This window comes from Shewanella sp. 1311 (assembly GCF_059338235.1).
Map to the genome: position 1 here is coordinate 3,677,315 of NZ_CM181686.1, position 15,120 is coordinate 3,692,434.

Annotated in this window: 11 protein-coding genes and 1 riboswitch; of the genes, 10 read left to right on the forward strand and 1 reads right to left on the reverse strand. The window is 50.0% G+C overall.

What is annotated here, in order from left to right; all coding sequences use genetic code 11:
* Positions 1 to 586: 586 nt before the first annotated feature.
* Positions 587 to 4,321, reverse strand: a complete 3,735-nt coding sequence (metH, locus tag AC5YB3_RS16370) for a methionine synthase (RefSeq protein WP_494525735.1) — start codon at positions 4,319 to 4,321, stop codon at positions 587 to 589.
* A gap of 355 nt (positions 4,322 to 4,676) precedes the next feature.
* Between metH and AC5YB3_RS16375 the strand changes: the two genes are divergently transcribed.
* From AC5YB3_RS16375 to AC5YB3_RS16420, 10 genes are all read left to right on the forward strand, one after another.
* Positions 4,677 to 5,381, forward strand: a complete 705-nt coding sequence (locus tag AC5YB3_RS16375) for a histidine phosphatase family protein (RefSeq protein ID WP_494525736.1) — start codon at positions 4,677 to 4,679, stop codon at positions 5,379 to 5,381.
* A 203-nt stretch (positions 5,382 to 5,584) separates the two neighbouring features.
* Positions 5,585 to 5,750: riboswitch (cobalamin riboswitch) on the forward strand.
* Between the two features lie 100 nt (positions 5,751 to 5,850).
* Positions 5,851 to 6,744, forward strand: a complete 894-nt coding sequence (locus AC5YB3_RS16380; protein WP_342900112.1) for an ABC transporter ATP-binding protein — start codon at positions 5,851 to 5,853, stop codon at positions 6,742 to 6,744.
* Positions 6,713 to 7,870 carry a FecCD family ABC transporter permease gene (locus AC5YB3_RS16385; protein WP_259542054.1) on the forward strand — a complete coding sequence of 386 codons (1,158 nt, stop codon included), beginning with the start codon at positions 6,713 to 6,715 and terminating at the stop codon, positions 7,868 to 7,870. The genes AC5YB3_RS16380 and AC5YB3_RS16385 overlap by 32 nt, the downstream gene beginning before the upstream one ends.
* 165 nt (positions 7,871 to 8,035) lie before the next feature.
* A complete protein-coding gene (gene cobT, locus AC5YB3_RS16390) occupies positions 8,036 to 9,118 on the forward strand; it encodes a nicotinate-nucleotide--dimethylbenzimidazole phosphoribosyltransferase (protein WP_494525737.1) in 1,083 nt (360 codons plus the stop codon).
* A gap of 106 nt (positions 9,119 to 9,224) precedes the next feature.
* Positions 9,225 to 10,013 (forward strand): adenosylcobinamide-GDP ribazoletransferase, encoded by a 789-nt coding sequence (locus AC5YB3_RS16395; RefSeq protein WP_012088426.1) that lies wholly within the window; start codon positions 9,225 to 9,227, stop codon positions 10,011 to 10,013.
* Complete coding sequence (gene cobU, locus AC5YB3_RS16400) at positions 10,010 to 10,630, forward strand: bifunctional adenosylcobinamide kinase/adenosylcobinamide-phosphate guanylyltransferase (RefSeq protein ID WP_006082833.1); 621 nt, start codon at positions 10,010 to 10,012, stop codon at positions 10,628 to 10,630. The genes AC5YB3_RS16395 and cobU overlap by 4 nt, the downstream gene beginning before the upstream one ends.
* 74 nt (positions 10,631 to 10,704) lie before the next feature.
* Positions 10,705 to 12,387: a cobyric acid synthase gene (locus tag AC5YB3_RS16405; RefSeq protein WP_494525738.1), complete on the forward strand. Its 1,683-nt coding sequence runs from the start codon at positions 10,705 to 10,707 to the stop codon at positions 12,385 to 12,387.
* A 93-nt stretch (positions 12,388 to 12,480) separates the two neighbouring features.
* Complete coding sequence (gene cobO, locus AC5YB3_RS16410) at positions 12,481 to 13,104, forward strand: cob(I)yrinic acid a,c-diamide adenosyltransferase (protein WP_494525739.1); 624 nt, start codon at positions 12,481 to 12,483, stop codon at positions 13,102 to 13,104.
* A gap of 124 nt (positions 13,105 to 13,228) precedes the next feature.
* Positions 13,229 to 14,263 carry a T6SS phospholipase effector Tle1-like catalytic domain-containing protein gene (locus tag AC5YB3_RS16415; RefSeq protein WP_494525740.1) on the forward strand — a complete coding sequence of 345 codons (1,035 nt, stop codon included), beginning with the start codon at positions 13,229 to 13,231 and terminating at the stop codon, positions 14,261 to 14,263.
* Positions 14,264 to 14,286: 23 nt separating this feature from the next.
* Entirely contained in the window at positions 14,287 to 15,114 is an 828-nt protein-coding gene (locus AC5YB3_RS16420; protein WP_494525741.1) for a cobalamin-binding protein, read from the forward strand.
* Positions 15,115 to 15,120 lie beyond the last annotated feature (6 nt).

The window sequence follows — 15,120 nt, forward strand, 5'->3', positions numbered from 1 at the left end:
TATTTAACTTATGGTCTATGGGTGATCTACAATATTTCACCGTCGTAATAGTTAATTTCGCTTTGGTTGAGTTGATACACTTATATTTAGTTTATAAAAGTATCAATAATAAGCTTGAGTCTACTATATAAATTGGTAAGTTGAGGACAATAAGGCGTGTGGAGTTGGCATAACTCTTTCAATGCGAAAAGTGAATTCTAATATCAGAGAAGTTCACCGATCCCCGGCGAAGTTGTCGAAATACGCAGATAAAAATGCCGTGGCGGCATCATGGATGATGGCGCAGGCTCGGGGGCACATGGATGTGCCATCTGAGCCGTTAGGCGATTTTTATTGGAGTATGAGACAGGTAACTAATGCATGTAACTTCGTTAGGGGCGGCAAGGGGAGATGCAAGAGGGGGATTGCTGTTGATCCCCTTCTTGCCCTGGTGTGGAATGGAATTCCACGACTTTGATTTTGATTTTGATTTTAAATTTAAAAATTAAAACCAAAAAATTAAGGGGTGATGACTTGACTCAGCCCCTTAATTCCACATTTTGTCTAATTTCCCAAGTGAAACTTGGGCATTAACGAGTACCAATGATTACTCGGGATCATAATCTAACACTGGCGCCAGCCACTTCTCCGTCTCAGCTACAGTCATCCCTTTACGCTTGGCATAATCTTCCACTTGATCGCGGCCTATGTTACTCACACCAAAGTAGCGTGATTTCGGGTGGGCAAAATACCAGCCTGATACTGCTGCTGTGGGGAACATGGCGTAGCTTTCGGTGATGTTCAAGTCGATAGTTTCATCGGGCTTGAGCAAGTCCCATAACAAGCCTTTTTCGGTGTGGTCTGGGCAAGCTGGGTAGCCCGGTGCGGGGCGTATGCCTTTGTATTTCTCGCGGATTAAGGCTTCGTTGCTTAACTGCTCGTCGGCCGCATAACCCCAAAACTCTTTACGCACGCGTTCGTGCATCCGCTCGGCAAAGGCTTCGGCCAAACGGTCGGCTAAGCATTTGAGCATGATGGCGTTGTAGTCGTCGTGGTTGGCTTCAAAACGTGCCACATGTTCGTCGATGCCGTGGCCTGTGGTCACCGCAAAGCCGCCCATGTAATCGGCGACGCCTGAGTCTTTTGGCGCAACAAAGTCAGATAGACAGAAGTTGTCGTTACCGACACGCTCAAGCTGCATCCGCAGGTGATGTGTGGTCATTTCGACTGTGGTGCGCGACTCATCTGTGTAGAGCTCGATATCGTCGTAATTGACTGTATTGGCAGGGAATAAGCCGATAACCGCTTTCGCCGTGAGCCACTTTTCTTCGATGATTTGTTTGAGCATGGCCTGACCATCGGCGAACAGCTTTTGCGCCTCGACGCCGACCACTTTATCGGTGAGGATTTCAGGGTAATGGCCATGCAGTTCCCACGAGCGGAAAAACGGTGTCCAGTCGATACGCTCGACTAAATCTTCTAACGGATAATTATCAAACACTTGGCGACCGAGCACGTTTGGCGTGAACGGGGTGTAATTGGCCCAATCGTGTTGGCAGCGGTTTTCACGGGCCGCTTCGAGTGACACTATCTCTTTGCGCTTGGCTTGGGATAAACGCTTAGTACGCATGTCGTCGTATTCGGCATAGGTTTCGTCTATGGTCGCTTGGCGTGTTTCGTTGTTGATGAGTTTACTCACCATAGGCACGGCGCGGGACGCATCGGCGATATAAATGGCGCCATGGGGATAATGGGGCGCAATCTTCACCGCTGTGTGGATTTTTGAGCAAGTGGCGCCGCCGATAATCGCCGGAATGGTTAAGCCTTCGCGGTGGAAGGTTTTCACGTTATGCACCATCTCGTCCAGACTCGGCGTGATGAGGCCCGACATGCCGATGATATCGATATTGTGTTCTTTCACGGCGTCGAGAATTCGCTCCACCGACACCATCACACCTAAATCGAATACCTCAAAACCGTTACAGGCGAGCACCACGCCGACGATATTTTTGCCGATATCGTGCACGTCGCCTTTTACCGTCACCATCAAGATCTTGCCGTTAGATTGGCCTTCAACCTTTTCCAGCTCGATATAGGGGTTTAAGTAAGCCACGGCTTTTTTCATCACCCGCGCCGATTTCACCACCTGTGGCAGGAACATCTTGCCTGAGCCGAACAAGTCGCCGACCACGTTCATGCCGTCCATCAAGGCGCCTTCAATCACATCCAGCGGACGTTTCGCTTCTTGGCGGGCGGCTTCGGTATCTTCATCGATAAATTCGGTAATACCTTTCACGAGCGCATGGGATAAGCGTTGGCTCACTGGCCAGCTGCGCCATTCTAAATCTTCTTTCTTACCCACCTGTGCGCCATCACCGCGGAATTTCTCTGCGATTTCAAGTAGCTGCTCGGTATTGCTTGAGCCTTCAACTGGGCAGGGCAAGTTAAGCACTACGTTTTCGACCCGTACTTTAAGTTCAGGATCGATATCGTCGTAAATGGCTAACTGACCCGCGTTGACTATGCCCATGTCCATGCCGACTTTGATGGCGTGGTACAGGAACACCGCGTGAATTGCCTCGCGCACTGGGTTGTTACCGCGGAACGAGAACGACACGTTCGACACACCGCCCGAAATCATCGCGTGGGGCAGGGTGGCTTTAATCGCTTTAATGGCATCAATAAAATCGACGGCATAGTTGTCGTGTTCATCAATCCCTGTGGCGATGGCGAAAATGTTCGGGTCGAAAATGATGTCTTCGGGCGGAAAGCCGACCTTATCGACCAATACCCGATAGGCGCGGGTACAAATTTCGATTTTACGCGCCTTAGTGTCGGCCTGACCTTGCTCGTCGAATGCCATGATAATGGCGGCCGCGCCGTAGCGTTTCACTAAGGTGGCTTGCTCAATAAACTTGGCTTCGCCTTCTTTGAGGGAAATAGAGTTAACTATGCCCTTGCCTTGAATACATTTGAGGCCAGCTTCGATCACTTCCCACTTAGAGGAGTCGATCATAATAGGTACGCGGCTGATGTCAGGCTCAGAGGCAATCAAGTTCAAAAACTTGTGCATGATCTCGGCGCCATCGAGCATGCCTTCGTCCATGTTGATGTCGATGATTTGCGCGCCGCTTTCGACCTGCTCGCGGGCGACATCGAGCGCTTGCTCAAACTTGCCTTCTTTGATCAACTTTAAAAACTTAGCCGAGCCTGTGACGTTGGTGCGCTCACCCACGTTAACGAACAGGGATTGGGCGTCGATAGTCAGTGGTTCCAAACCGGCAAGGCGGCAGGCTACGGGAATATCGGGCAACACGCGCGGGTTATGTCTGTCGACCGCTTCGCGAATAACGCGGATATGTTCAGGCGTACTACCACAGCAACCACCGATAATATTGAGCATGCCTTCGCGCGCCCAATCTTCAATCACGTTCGCCATGTCCTCTGGGGTTTCATCGTAACCGCCAAACTCGTTCGGCAGGCCTGCATTTGGATGCGCCGACACATAACATTCGGCGATACGGGATAATTCTTCGACGTACGGGCGCAGCTCTTTTGGCCCAAGTGCACAGTTAAGGCCGATAGATAAGGGCTTGATATGGCGCAGGGAATTATAAAAAGCTTCGGTGGTTTGACCCGTAAGGGTACGACCTGAGGCATCGGTAATGGTACCCGAAATCATGATTGGCAATCTGTCTTTAGAATGCTGACCAAATAAGTCATCAAATACCGATTCAATCGCAAACAGTGCGGCTTTGGCATTTAAGGTATCGAATATGGTCTCGACCATAATGATATCTGCGCCGCCTTCAATCAGCGCCTTAGTGGATTCTCGGTAAGCGCTGACTAACTCATCGAAGCTGACGTTACGATAGCCTGGGTCGTTCACATCAGGGCTAATCGAACACGTACGGTTAGTGGGGCCTAACACACCGGCGACGTAGCGCGGAATGCCTGTTGCAGCAAACACTTCATCACAGGCTTCACGGGCGAGGCGCGCGCCGACTAAGTTAATTTCGGCGGACAGCGACTGCATGTCGTAGTCGGCCATGGCGATAGTCGTAGCATTAAAGGTGTTGGTTTCAATGATGTCGGCACCGGCGTTTAAGTAGTCGGTGTGAATTTGTTTGATGATGTGGGGTTGCGACAAGACCAAGAGGTCGTTGTTACCTTTGACATCTGTGTGCCAATCTTTAAAGCGTTCGCCGCGATAGTCCTCTTCTTCCAGCTTGTAGCCTTGGATCATAGTGCCCATGGCACCGTCTAAGATTAGAATGCGCTCAGCAAGCTGTTTACGAATGTCTGCCAATATCTGGCCGGCTTTGGTAGAGGGTATCGTCATAAATAATTACCTTAAATACAGCTAAGTTAAGTCCAAGCATCGACCCTTGTTATGCAAAGTGCATTTTATTCTGGTCTATCGACATTTGTTTTTGGATACTTGTTTTTATAAAATGTTTTTGGACATTTAAACGTATAGACGTCCATAATACGCGACTTATGATTGTCAGGGCAAGGTCAAAATTGACTGACGACAATTGAGTCCTATCACCACTTTTCACCCAGTTTAACGGCTCTTTTTTTAGGACTAGTTGTAGAGCTAGTTGTTGGGCTAGGGCGTAATTGAGTATATAGGACGACGGGTCTAATGTGGGCTTTCAACAAAATGTGCCATGAGTGATAGACATAGGAATACGATGAAACAAGTTCGATTGTTATTGTTACGCCACGGCGAGTGTGAAGGCGGCGCCATTTTACGCGGCCGTGTGGATGTGCCTTTAAGCGAAAAGGGCTGGCAGCAAATGTCGGCTGCTGTTGAGGCGCAGGCAAGTACCTGCAGCGCGATTTATAGTTCGACTTCACGCCGCTGCGCCGAATTTGCCCAAGCCTTTGCCGCCGAGCTGCATTCGACGGCGGCGCTGGTATCTGAGTCAAGGCCATTGCAGGCGCAGTTTTTGTCGGGTTTACAGGAAATCGACTTTGGCGATTGGGACGGTTGTCGACTCGATGAGCTGTATCAGCAAGAGGGCGAACGTTTAGCGGCCTATTGGCAAAACCCTTGGCAAACACCGCCGCCTAATGGGGAGACTATGGCCAGTTTCGAGTCGCGGGTGAATGGCGCAATTGACCAGATACTTGCCGCCGAGTTTGAACGATTGACCGTCGACTCAGATAACGCCGAGCTGGCTGCGGGAGCGGGCGTGGCTGCCAAAGTATGGGTCGTGACCCACGGCGGAGTGATCCGTCACTTAATGGCGCGCGCCCTTGGGGTTGAACGGGCGGTGGGATTTTACAGTCAACTCGATTTACCCGTGGCGGCCGTGGTGAGCATTAATGTGCTGCAAGATGAACACGGCGTTTGTTACTGGCGTTTAGATTGGCCGAGCGGGCGCTGCGAGTGATCCGCGTTGCCCTAAGGTGAAGATTTTTCTTGTCTTACCAGCGTGATTGTCGATTGCCTATTAAGGTAAATATAGGATAATGCTTTTTCCTGACGTCCCCGACGCACGCGGCCTTGCAAGGCTTGCGATAGCGTATCGGATGACGTCACAGAAATAGGTGTTGGGAGTTTTGAGTGGTGCGAGTGTGTTCTGTGGCAACGATTGCCAGCGTACACTGCAAAGGCTTGAAATCAATCTCAACATAATAGGGAATCGGGGAGCTGCTTGTCAGTCAGCCCGAACTGTGCCCGCAACTGTGAGTAACTTTTTATATTGTTTTTAATACAAAAAGTGACGAGTCAGGAGACCTGCCTATTTCTGTTATCGCTGCGTGCAGCCTTAGTTCTCGAGCGGGTGACTCGAGGGAGCCGATGACAATGTGCACAACCTTTATTAATTCAGGTTTGGACTCGCTAGGAGCACCACTTTGGTGAAACTCTCTGCCATCCAAACGAGCCATGCTTTGAATGACAGCGACACTCGCCCATCAGCGAGCCAGACGGTCGCGCTCGATGTCAGCCAGTTAAGCTGGTGTATCGATGGCAAAACCATTCTTTCCAATATTAACTTTGCGCTGCCAACGGGGCAGATGTTGGGTTTGATTGGGCCTAACGGTGCGGGTAAGTCTAGCTTGCTACGCTGTTTGTATCGCTTTGTTCGCCCGACTCAGGGCAAAATTACCCTGTTTGATCAAGATATTGAGCGTTTATCGCCCAAAGCGTTTGCCTGCCGCGTTGCCGTAGTGCAGCAAGACACGCCGCACTATTTCGATTTAACCACAGAGCAATTGGTCAGCATGGGCTTAACACCGCATAAGGGCATGTTCGATACCAATTCGAGCTGTGATGGCGAGCGCATTGCCAAAGCCTTAGAGAAAGTCGGCCTGAGTCATAAGATGCATCAACAGTACGAGCACTTATCTGGCGGTGAAAAGCAGCGTGCCTTAATCGCCCGTGCCATAGTGCAGCAGCCGCAACTGCTGATCCTCGACGAGCCAACCAACCACCTCGATGTGCGTTATCAAATCCAAATCCTCGAATTGGTGCGTAGCCTTGGCATCAGCGTGATTGCCTCTATTCACGATCTCAATTTAGCCAGCGCCCTGTGCGACAGTTTGTTGTTGATCCATAACGGTGAAGTCAGCGCTATGGGCACGCCAACTGAGGTATTAACCGAGGCGCGAATTGGCGATGTGTTCGGCGTGTGCGCTCAGGTGTCGACCCATCCACAACATAAAAAGCCCTTAATCAGCTACTTTTATGGCTACCATGATTCGACGCACAGCATGGCTGATGCTTTGGCTGAGCGAGGCGAGGGCGGATGATTCAGGGAGTAAACAGCATTTCATCTTACATTTGGGGCGTATCGTGACACCTTTGACGAGACAACAACTGATGCTGGTCGCATTAGGCATAATCACTTTGATAACCCCCATTGCCGCCACGAGTTTTGGCGCGGCGAACATCAGTTTTATGGATGTTATCCAAGTGTTTATCAATAAAATGGCCAACCTCACTCAAGCCAATGGCATGACGGAGCGCATCGTGATGGAGCTCAGACTGCCGCGTATTTTACTGGCCTTTGTGGCAGGGGCGGGTTTGTCCTTGGCGGGCAGTGTGCTGCAAACCGTTACCCGCAATCCGCTGGCTGACCCTTATTTGTTTGGCATTAGCTCAGGCGCGTCCTTTGGCGCTGTGGTGATGTTGACGTTATTCACTGGCTCTGGATTTTTTGAGAATGCGGGTATGGCGGCGAACTCGGGGATTTTTAGTGGTTCGGGCGCCTTGTCGGGTTTGCTTTGGTTTAGCTTGCCCTTCGGCGCTTTTATTGGCGCCAGTTTGTCGGTACTGATAGTGCTGGCCTTGTCTGGCCTTGGGCTCAATAGCCAAGTGGAACGCATGTTGCTCTCAGGCGTGGCGACCTCCTTTATGTTTGGCGCGTTAACAAGTTTGTTGTTGTATTTCGCCAGTCCGCAGGCGACGGCTTCTGTGCTGTTTTGGAGTTTAGGCAGTTTCGCCAAGGCCAGTTGGTCCTTATTAGTGCTGCCAACACTGGTGATTGGCGCGAGTTTGTTCATTATTTTAGGCATGAAACGGCAGATCATGGCGTTGCAGGCGGGGGATGAAACGGCGCATACCTTAGGGGTGAATGTGCCTAAGCTGCGGCTCAATATGTTGCTGCTCTGCTCCTTGATTACCGCTATTTTGGTGGCTACCTGTGGCGGTATCGGTTTTGTCGGGTTAATGATTCCCCACACAGTACGCATGCTGTTTCCCGGTCGTCAGCCGATTTTATTAACGGCGCTGGTAGGCGGCTTATTTATGGTGTGGATTGATGTATTAGCGCGCTGTTTATTGGGGAATCAAGAGTTGCCCGTGGGCATTATCACGGCGGCCATAGGTAGCATGTTCTTTTTGCTGATTTTGCGTAAACGTAGAGTCATGGCGTAAGCACCTAGTCAGAACGTAATCCTAGAGTCATCTAGCAAGCGCAGACTGGCGGGATAATCAGCATTTCTGTTGATATCTGCCCCGCGATTGGAAATGCAAAATTGGACATGTTAGTCATAGACGCGGGATGCGTTGTGGTTATTTAAGATAATAAGTGGAGTGTGGATGTCTCAGTCAGCCGTGTCTTTTCAAATCAGCACTGTGAGCAAAGCGCAGGATCCATTGATCCAGCAGAAAATAGATCTTAAGACTAAGCCGCCCGGCGCCTTAGGTCAGCTCGAATCCTTAGCCTTACAGATTGCCCGCGTGCAAGCGACTGATTTGCAACAAACGGATCAGCCACAAAATACTGTGCTGAAAATTGTTCATCCAACCATGTTAGTGTTTGCGGGTGATCATGGTATTGCCGCAGAAGTCGTGTCGATTGCCCCAAGCGAAGTGACGCGCCAAATGGTGCAAAACTTTGCCCATGGTGGTGCGGCGATTAACGTTTTTTGTCGGCAGGTGGGCTTTAGGCTCGAAGTGATCGATTGCGGCATTTTAACGCCAGTCGAAGGGGTTGAAGGCATTATCGATCAACGTCTTGGCGCGGGCACAGGGGCAATTCATTTAGAGCCCGCAATGGCGCTGGAAACCGTCGATAAAGGCTTTGCGATGGCGCGCGATTTGATTGAACGTCACCATCAAGCAGGTTGTAACTTAGTCGCCTTTGGCGAAATGGGCATAGGCAATACCTCAGCGGCGGCGGCCATTATGGCGGCGATCATGCAGCTGGATGTGATTGATTGTGTCGGCCGAGGCACGGGCATTAATAGCGAAACCTTAGAACGTAAATTGATGCTGATTGAGCTTGCGTTATTGCTGCATCAAAGCGCCTTAACTGGGCCCAAATCAGTGTTAGCTTGTCTAGGTGGCTTTGAAATTGTGCAGATGACGGGGGCTATGTTAGCTGCCGCCGAGCGTAAAATGCTGGTGGTCGTGGACGGTTTTATCGCGACAGCGGCAGCATTAGTCGCGGTGCAAATCGCCCCTAATGTGCGTGATTATTTGATTTTTGCCCACCAGTCAGACGAGCAAGGCCATCAGCGGATGTTAGAGTTTTTGCAGGCGAAACCTTTATTATCCCTCGGGCTAAGATTAGGCGAAGGTACTGGCGCAGCTTTGGCGTTGCCGCTTATTCAAGCCTCAGTAAATTTTTACAATCAAATGGCGAGTTTTAGTGATGCGGGGATTGAGGCTGTTGTATGATGTGCGCTGCTAAGTCGCTTATTTTACTTATTTAAAATAATAACTTTTTAGCCAACCGTTTTAATCTTAAACCTTGTAGCAAGTGTTAATTCACTAAGGATACTTTATGTCAGAACGCGAAAGCTGGCACAAAGAGATAGATTTGTTTTTAGTTGCCATGGGCTATTTTACCCGCATTCCTATGCCTAAGTGGGTCGAAGTCGATAGCGATAAGTTGAATAAGGCCAGCCGTTATTTCGGTCTCGTCGGTCTTTTGGTCGGCCTGTTAAGTGCCATAGTGTTTTGGCTGACGCAGAACTGGCTCCCCGCCGGTGTCTCTGTGCTGTTAGCTATGTTGGTCGGCGTCTTGCTCACGGGCGGATTTCACGAGGATGGCCTAGCCGATACCTTCGACGGTTTTGGCGGTGGTTGGACGGCGGAAGACAAGCTGCGGATCATGAAAGACTCGCGCCTTGGCAGTTATGGTGCACTGGCGTTGATCTTGGCCCTGCTGCTGAAATGGCAGTTGTTAGTTGAGTTGGCACTGTACGATCCTGTGGTGGCGGGCTCGGCACTTATCGTCGCCCACACAGTGAGCCGCGTGGTATCAGCAAGCATCATCTTTAGTGAAAAATATGTCCGTGATGACGAGACCAGTAAGTCTAAGCCGCTATCGCAACATCAAGGCATTAATGAGCTGCTTATCCTGATCGCCAGCGGCGTATTAGTACTGTTATTCCTCAAGGGGTTAGCGGCATTGTCATTGCTATTGGTGATGATAGGACTGCGCCGTTTGATCATAGTGATCTTTAGACGCCAGATTGGCGGTTACACGGGTGATACCTTAGGCGCGGCGCAGCAAATAGCTGAAATCGTGTGTTATTTTGTATTGCTCGTTGTAGGTAACATACTGTGATCCACCTCGTCCTAGGCGGCGCCCGTAGCGGTAAGAGCCGCTACGGTGAAGCCTTAGTGCGCCAGTACACAGCGCTTGGCTTCGATGCCTGCTATGTGGCCACGGCGCAGGCGCTGGATGATGAAATGGCGACCCGTATCGCCAAGCATCAAGCGGGACGAACGGACGATGGTATCGAATGGCAATTGTTTGAAGAATCCCTCGCCCTTACGGCACTGTTAAAACGCTTAGCAAAACCTGGGCGAGTGATTTTAGTGGACTGTTTAACCCTTTGGTTAACCAATCAATTACTCGCATCCAGCGCCAAGATTGATGATGAACCAGCATCGACTGAGTGGCATGCGACTGACTTTATAACCTCTGCCAGTTCAACCTCTAACGATGAAGCTTTGGCGAGTTGGCAGGCAGAGAAAAGCGCTTTTGTGGATTCCCTTGCCGAGCTTGAAGGTGTGGTGGTGTTGATCAGTAACGAAGTAGGCTCTGGTATCGTGCCCTTAGGTGAGTTGAGCCGACAATTTGTTGATGAAGCGGGCTGGTTAAACCAAGCCGTTGCCGCCTTAGCTGACAATGTCACCTTAGTGGTCGCGGGTTTACCCTTGGCACTCAAACCACTGTAATCTAAATAAGTTAAGTGATGTTGAGACTGAGCTTTATCTTTATCCCTGCAAACTAGAATAAGTTTTTTAGCCCTATGCCCTCTCCAAACACAGACAACACAGGCTGTGCAAATGCACTTGATACCGCTAACGCTTTAGCTATTCATTCTGCTGCTAATCTTGCGGTGAATCTCGCAGTGAATAGACCTGCGGTTAATTCACCTCGGCGTACAAAAGTCTTGATGGTGCAGGGCACAACGTCCGATGCGGGTAAAAGCACCTTAGTGGCGGGGATTTGTCGTTTGCTCGCCCGAGAGGGCGTAAAGGTTGCGCCCTTTAAGCCGCAAAACATGGCGCTCAATAGCGCAGTGACTATTGATGGCGGCGAGATTGGCCGCGCACAGGCGTTGCAAGCCGTGGCCTGTTATCTTGAGCCCCATACCGATTTTAATCCCATACTGCTTAAACCTAGCTCGGATACGGGCGCGCAAATTATCGTTCACGGTAAAGCCTTGACGACGCTGGAAGCCTCGGCCTTTTTTGGGCCTAAATCTAAGGACTACAAGGCAATGGCGCTCGGTGCTGTGCTGGAATCCTTCGAGCGGTTAAGTGGCCAGTATCAAACCATAGTGGTGGAAGGCGCGGGCAGCCCAGCGGAGATCAATCTGCGTGAAGGTGATATTGCCAACATGGGATTTGCCGAAGCTGTGGATTGCCCTGTGATTATCATTGCCGATATTGATAAGGGCGGCGTATTTGCCCATTTGGTCGGGACCTTGGCGCTGTTATCTGAGTCTGAACAGGCGCGGGTAAAGGGCTTTGTGATCAACCGTTTCCGTGGCGATATTAGCCTATTGCAATCTGGCCTCGATTGGCTTGAAGCCTATACGAACAAGCCTGTTTTAGGCGTGTTGCCTTATCTGCATGATTTACATCTCGATGCCGAAGATGCGCTGATAAGCTCGCCATCTAAAGGCGCTAACAGCCGTTTAAAAGTGCGGGTATTAGTGTACCCAAGGATCAGTAATCACACGGATTTTGATCCGCTGCGGTTGCATCCAGATATCGATTTTGACTATGTGTCATTGCAAACCCAAACCGCGAGTCACGCCACTCATTTGCCCGCAGCCGATGTATTGATCTTACCCGGCAGTAAGAATGTACGCGCCGATTTGGCCTTTTTACGCCAGCAAGGTTGGGATAAGGATATCGACACACACCTGCGTTACGGCGGCAAAGTGCTCGGTATTTGCGGCGGTTACCAAATGTTAGGTCAAAGCATTGCCGATCCCTTAGGGATTGAAGACTGTGCGGGCGACACAGCAGGGCTTGGCTACTTGCCATTGTGTACAGAACTTAAAGCCGATAAACAGTTACGGCGGGTGAGTGGTGAGCTAAGGTTACTTGGGCAAACAGTTGCTGTGCAGGGTTATGAAATCCACTGCGGCGAATCAAGTTATCTTATCCCTAGGCTTGAACAAACGAATGCGCCCTTGCAGTTAATCCCAGAATCGACAAGCTTAGCTGCGCCAGCGATGAGTTTTGCCGATGGCCTGCAAAGTGATGATGGGCAAATCTTAGGTACTTATTTACATGGGCTATTTGATAGCCCTGATGCCTGTCAGTTGATTTTGCGCTGGGCGGGATTAAACGATGCTAAGACCATAGATATCAATCAAATACGTGAGCAGCAACTCGAGCGTTTAGCCGATGTGCTAGCCGAGCATCTAGACATGCAAAAATTACAGACTATTTTGGATGCTGCAGTTCGGCGTTGAATTCGGCAAAGAACGGATATTAAGAGAGCGGCATTTACAAATTGAACCATTTATACAAGCAGACATTTTTAGCAGCAGAGTGAAGAGAAGACCATGACAGCACAAAACGACAACGAACAAGCGCAAATCAAGGCCGAACGCCACAAGGCTCGCCAACAGAAAGTGAAAGCCGGTGTGGATGCTAAAATTGCCGCCGCCCAAGAGGAGAAGGGGATTCTGCTGGTGTTAACCGGTAACGGTAAAGGCAAATCGACCTCAGGTTTTGGCACAGTGGCCCGCGCCGTCGGTCACGGTAAAAAAGCCGCGGTAGTGCAATTTATCAAAGGCACTTGGGAGTGCGGTGAGCGCAATTTACTCGAAGGTGCAGGGGTTGAGTTTCATGTAATGGGCACAGGTTTTACCTGGGAAACCCAAGATAAAGAAAAGGATACCGCCGCCGCTGTGCTCGCTTGGGAAGCCGCTGAAAAGCTGCTGCAAGATGAGTCGATTGACTGCTTGATGCTGGATGAGCTGACCTACATGGTGAGCTATCACTATTTGGATGTGGAACGTGTGCTTAGCGCACTTAAAAATCGCCCACCGATGCAGCATGTGATTATCACGGGTCGTGCTTGCCACCGTGCCATCATCGAGTTTGCCGATACTGTGAGCGAAGTGCAACCGCTGAAACACGCCTTCGAAGCGGGTATCAAGGCGCAGCAAGGTTTTGATTACTAATCGAACTTTGTAAAAGCCGGCGCATAAGCGACTATTTGTTATTGGCTGGCAGCTAGGCCTTTAGCCACTACTAGCCGTTAGTCACTTACCGTTCAACGTTCAAAGTGTTCTCAAGGATGATCCTATGAATAAGCGTATCGTGATTTGTGCCGATGGGACTTGGAATCGGCCCGAGAAAGATCTTAAGGTCGATTTCCCAACCAATGTGCTGCGCCTCGCGCGTGCTATCAGCCCGATAGCTGCTGATGGTAAACCCCAGCAGGTATTTTATGATTGGGGCGTGGGTTCCTATTACGATCAAACCATCGGTGGCGCAACAGGGCGCGGTTTACATAAAAACATCATGGATGGGTATCGCTACATAGTGCAAAACTATTCCCCAGGCGATGAGATTTATCTCTTTGGTTTTAGCCGCGGTGCTTACACTGTGCGTTGCTTGTGTGGCTTGATTAATAACTGCGGCATACTTAAACGCCCCGATGCGGCGTTGATTCAACAAGCTTTCGACCACTATAAAAAAAGCAGTGCGCCCTTTGCGCCTGATGGTGAAAAATCCCTCGAATTTAGAGCGAGATACAGTCATGAATCACGGGAAATCAAGTTTGTTGGTGTGTGGGATACCGTTGGTGCTATGGGGATCCCTATTTCATTTTTAGGCTTGTTCGAAGATAAAGATGAGTTTTACGACACTAAAATTGGCCGCAATGTGCGCGTTGCCCGCCATGCCTTAGCCATAGACGAACACCGCAGTGACTTTGAGCCCACCATTTGGCAAATGCGCGACAATATGGACATGCAACAAGTGTGGTTTGCCGGTGCCCATAGCAATATTGGCGGCAGTTATAAACCCGATAAAGACGGTGCATTGCTGTCGGACAATGCGCTGCTGTGGATGATATCCGAGGCGCAGAAATTTGATTTAAGCCTAGAGCCACACTTAGCCGCGAGTGCGCATCCGAGTCCGTTAGCCACCTTGCATGATTCGAGGCGCAGCTTTTATCGGATAAAGCAGGAATACTTGCGGCCACTCGACCCTGAGCAAGTCCCAGTGCTTTTGCATCATTCGGTCAAGGCCCGCTGGGATCAAGATCCTAGCTATCGCCCCAAGAATCTACAAACCTATATCGAACACTATGGCTGGCCAGAGCAGCTAGTTTAATTCTTTAAAAATTAAGGCATATCATGATTAAGCGACACTTAGCTGGACTCTTTTTTGGGCTCTGCTTGTTAGTTCCCCACAGCGTGTTGGCCAATCCCGCTAAACGCATTATTGCGCTCTCGCCCCACGCGGTAGAAATGCTCTACGCCATAGGCGCGGGTGATGCCATAGTGGCCGCAACCGATTATGCGGATTATCCCGAGGCAGCCAAAAAAATCCCGCGTATTGGGGGTTACTATGGCATTCAAATGGAGCGGGTGATGGAGCTTAATCCCGATCTGATTGTGGTGTGGGATACGGGCAATAAAGCCGAAGATATCAATCAACTTAAGGCTCTGGGTTTTAACCTTTATGGTAGCGATCCCAAAACTTTAGAAGGGGTTGCCAAGGAACTGGAAGAGCTAGGTAAATTAACTGGCCATGTTGAAGAGGCGAGTAAGGCCGCTGCTGCGTATCGCGCCGAACTTATCCGTTTACGGACTGATAATGCCAGTAAATCAGAGCCTAAAGTGTTTTATCAACTCTGGTCTACGCCCTTGATGACGGTTTCTAAAAACAGTTGGATCCAACAAATCCTCAGTGTCTGTCATGGCCAAAATGTGTTTTACGATGCCGCCAGTGATTACCCGCAGGTGAGTTTAGAAAATGTGTTGCTGACCTTGCCCGAGGTGATTTTGCAAAGCCAAGAGGAAGGCAATGTTAAAGGTGTCGATTGGAGCCAATGGCCCGAAATTCCCGCCGTTAAAAAACAGCATATTTATCAACTCAATGCCGATTTATTACATCGCGCGACGCCCAGAGCCTTACTTGGCGTTCAAGCCCTATGTGATGCCTTGGATAAAGCGCGTTAAATAAAA

Coding starts and splice junctions, on each gene's coding strand:
- AC5YB3_RS16415 (WP_494525740.1), top strand. CDS start 13,229: ATGAATAAGCGTATCGTGATTTGTGCCGATGGGACTTGGAATCGGCCC.
- cobO (WP_494525739.1), top strand. CDS start 12,481: ATGACAGCACAAAACGACAACGAACAAGCGCAAATCAAGGCCGAACGC.
- AC5YB3_RS16385 (WP_259542054.1), top strand. CDS start 6,713: ATGCTTTGGCTGAGCGAGGCGAGGGCGGATGATTCAGGGAGTAAACAG.
- AC5YB3_RS16420 (WP_494525741.1), top strand. CDS start 14,287: ATGATTAAGCGACACTTAGCTGGACTCTTTTTTGGGCTCTGCTTGTTA.
- AC5YB3_RS16405 (WP_494525738.1), top strand. CDS start 10,705: ATGCCCTCTCCAAACACAGACAACACAGGCTGTGCAAATGCACTTGAT.
- AC5YB3_RS16375 (WP_494525736.1), top strand. CDS start 4,677: ATGAAACAAGTTCGATTGTTATTGTTACGCCACGGCGAGTGTGAAGGC.
- AC5YB3_RS16395 (WP_012088426.1), top strand. CDS start 9,225: ATGTCAGAACGCGAAAGCTGGCACAAAGAGATAGATTTGTTTTTAGTT.
- metH (WP_494525735.1), bottom strand. CDS start 4,321: ATGACGATACCCTCTACCAAAGCCGGCCAGATATTGGCAGACATTCGT.
- cobT (WP_494525737.1), top strand. CDS start 8,036: ATGTCTCAGTCAGCCGTGTCTTTTCAAATCAGCACTGTGAGCAAAGCG.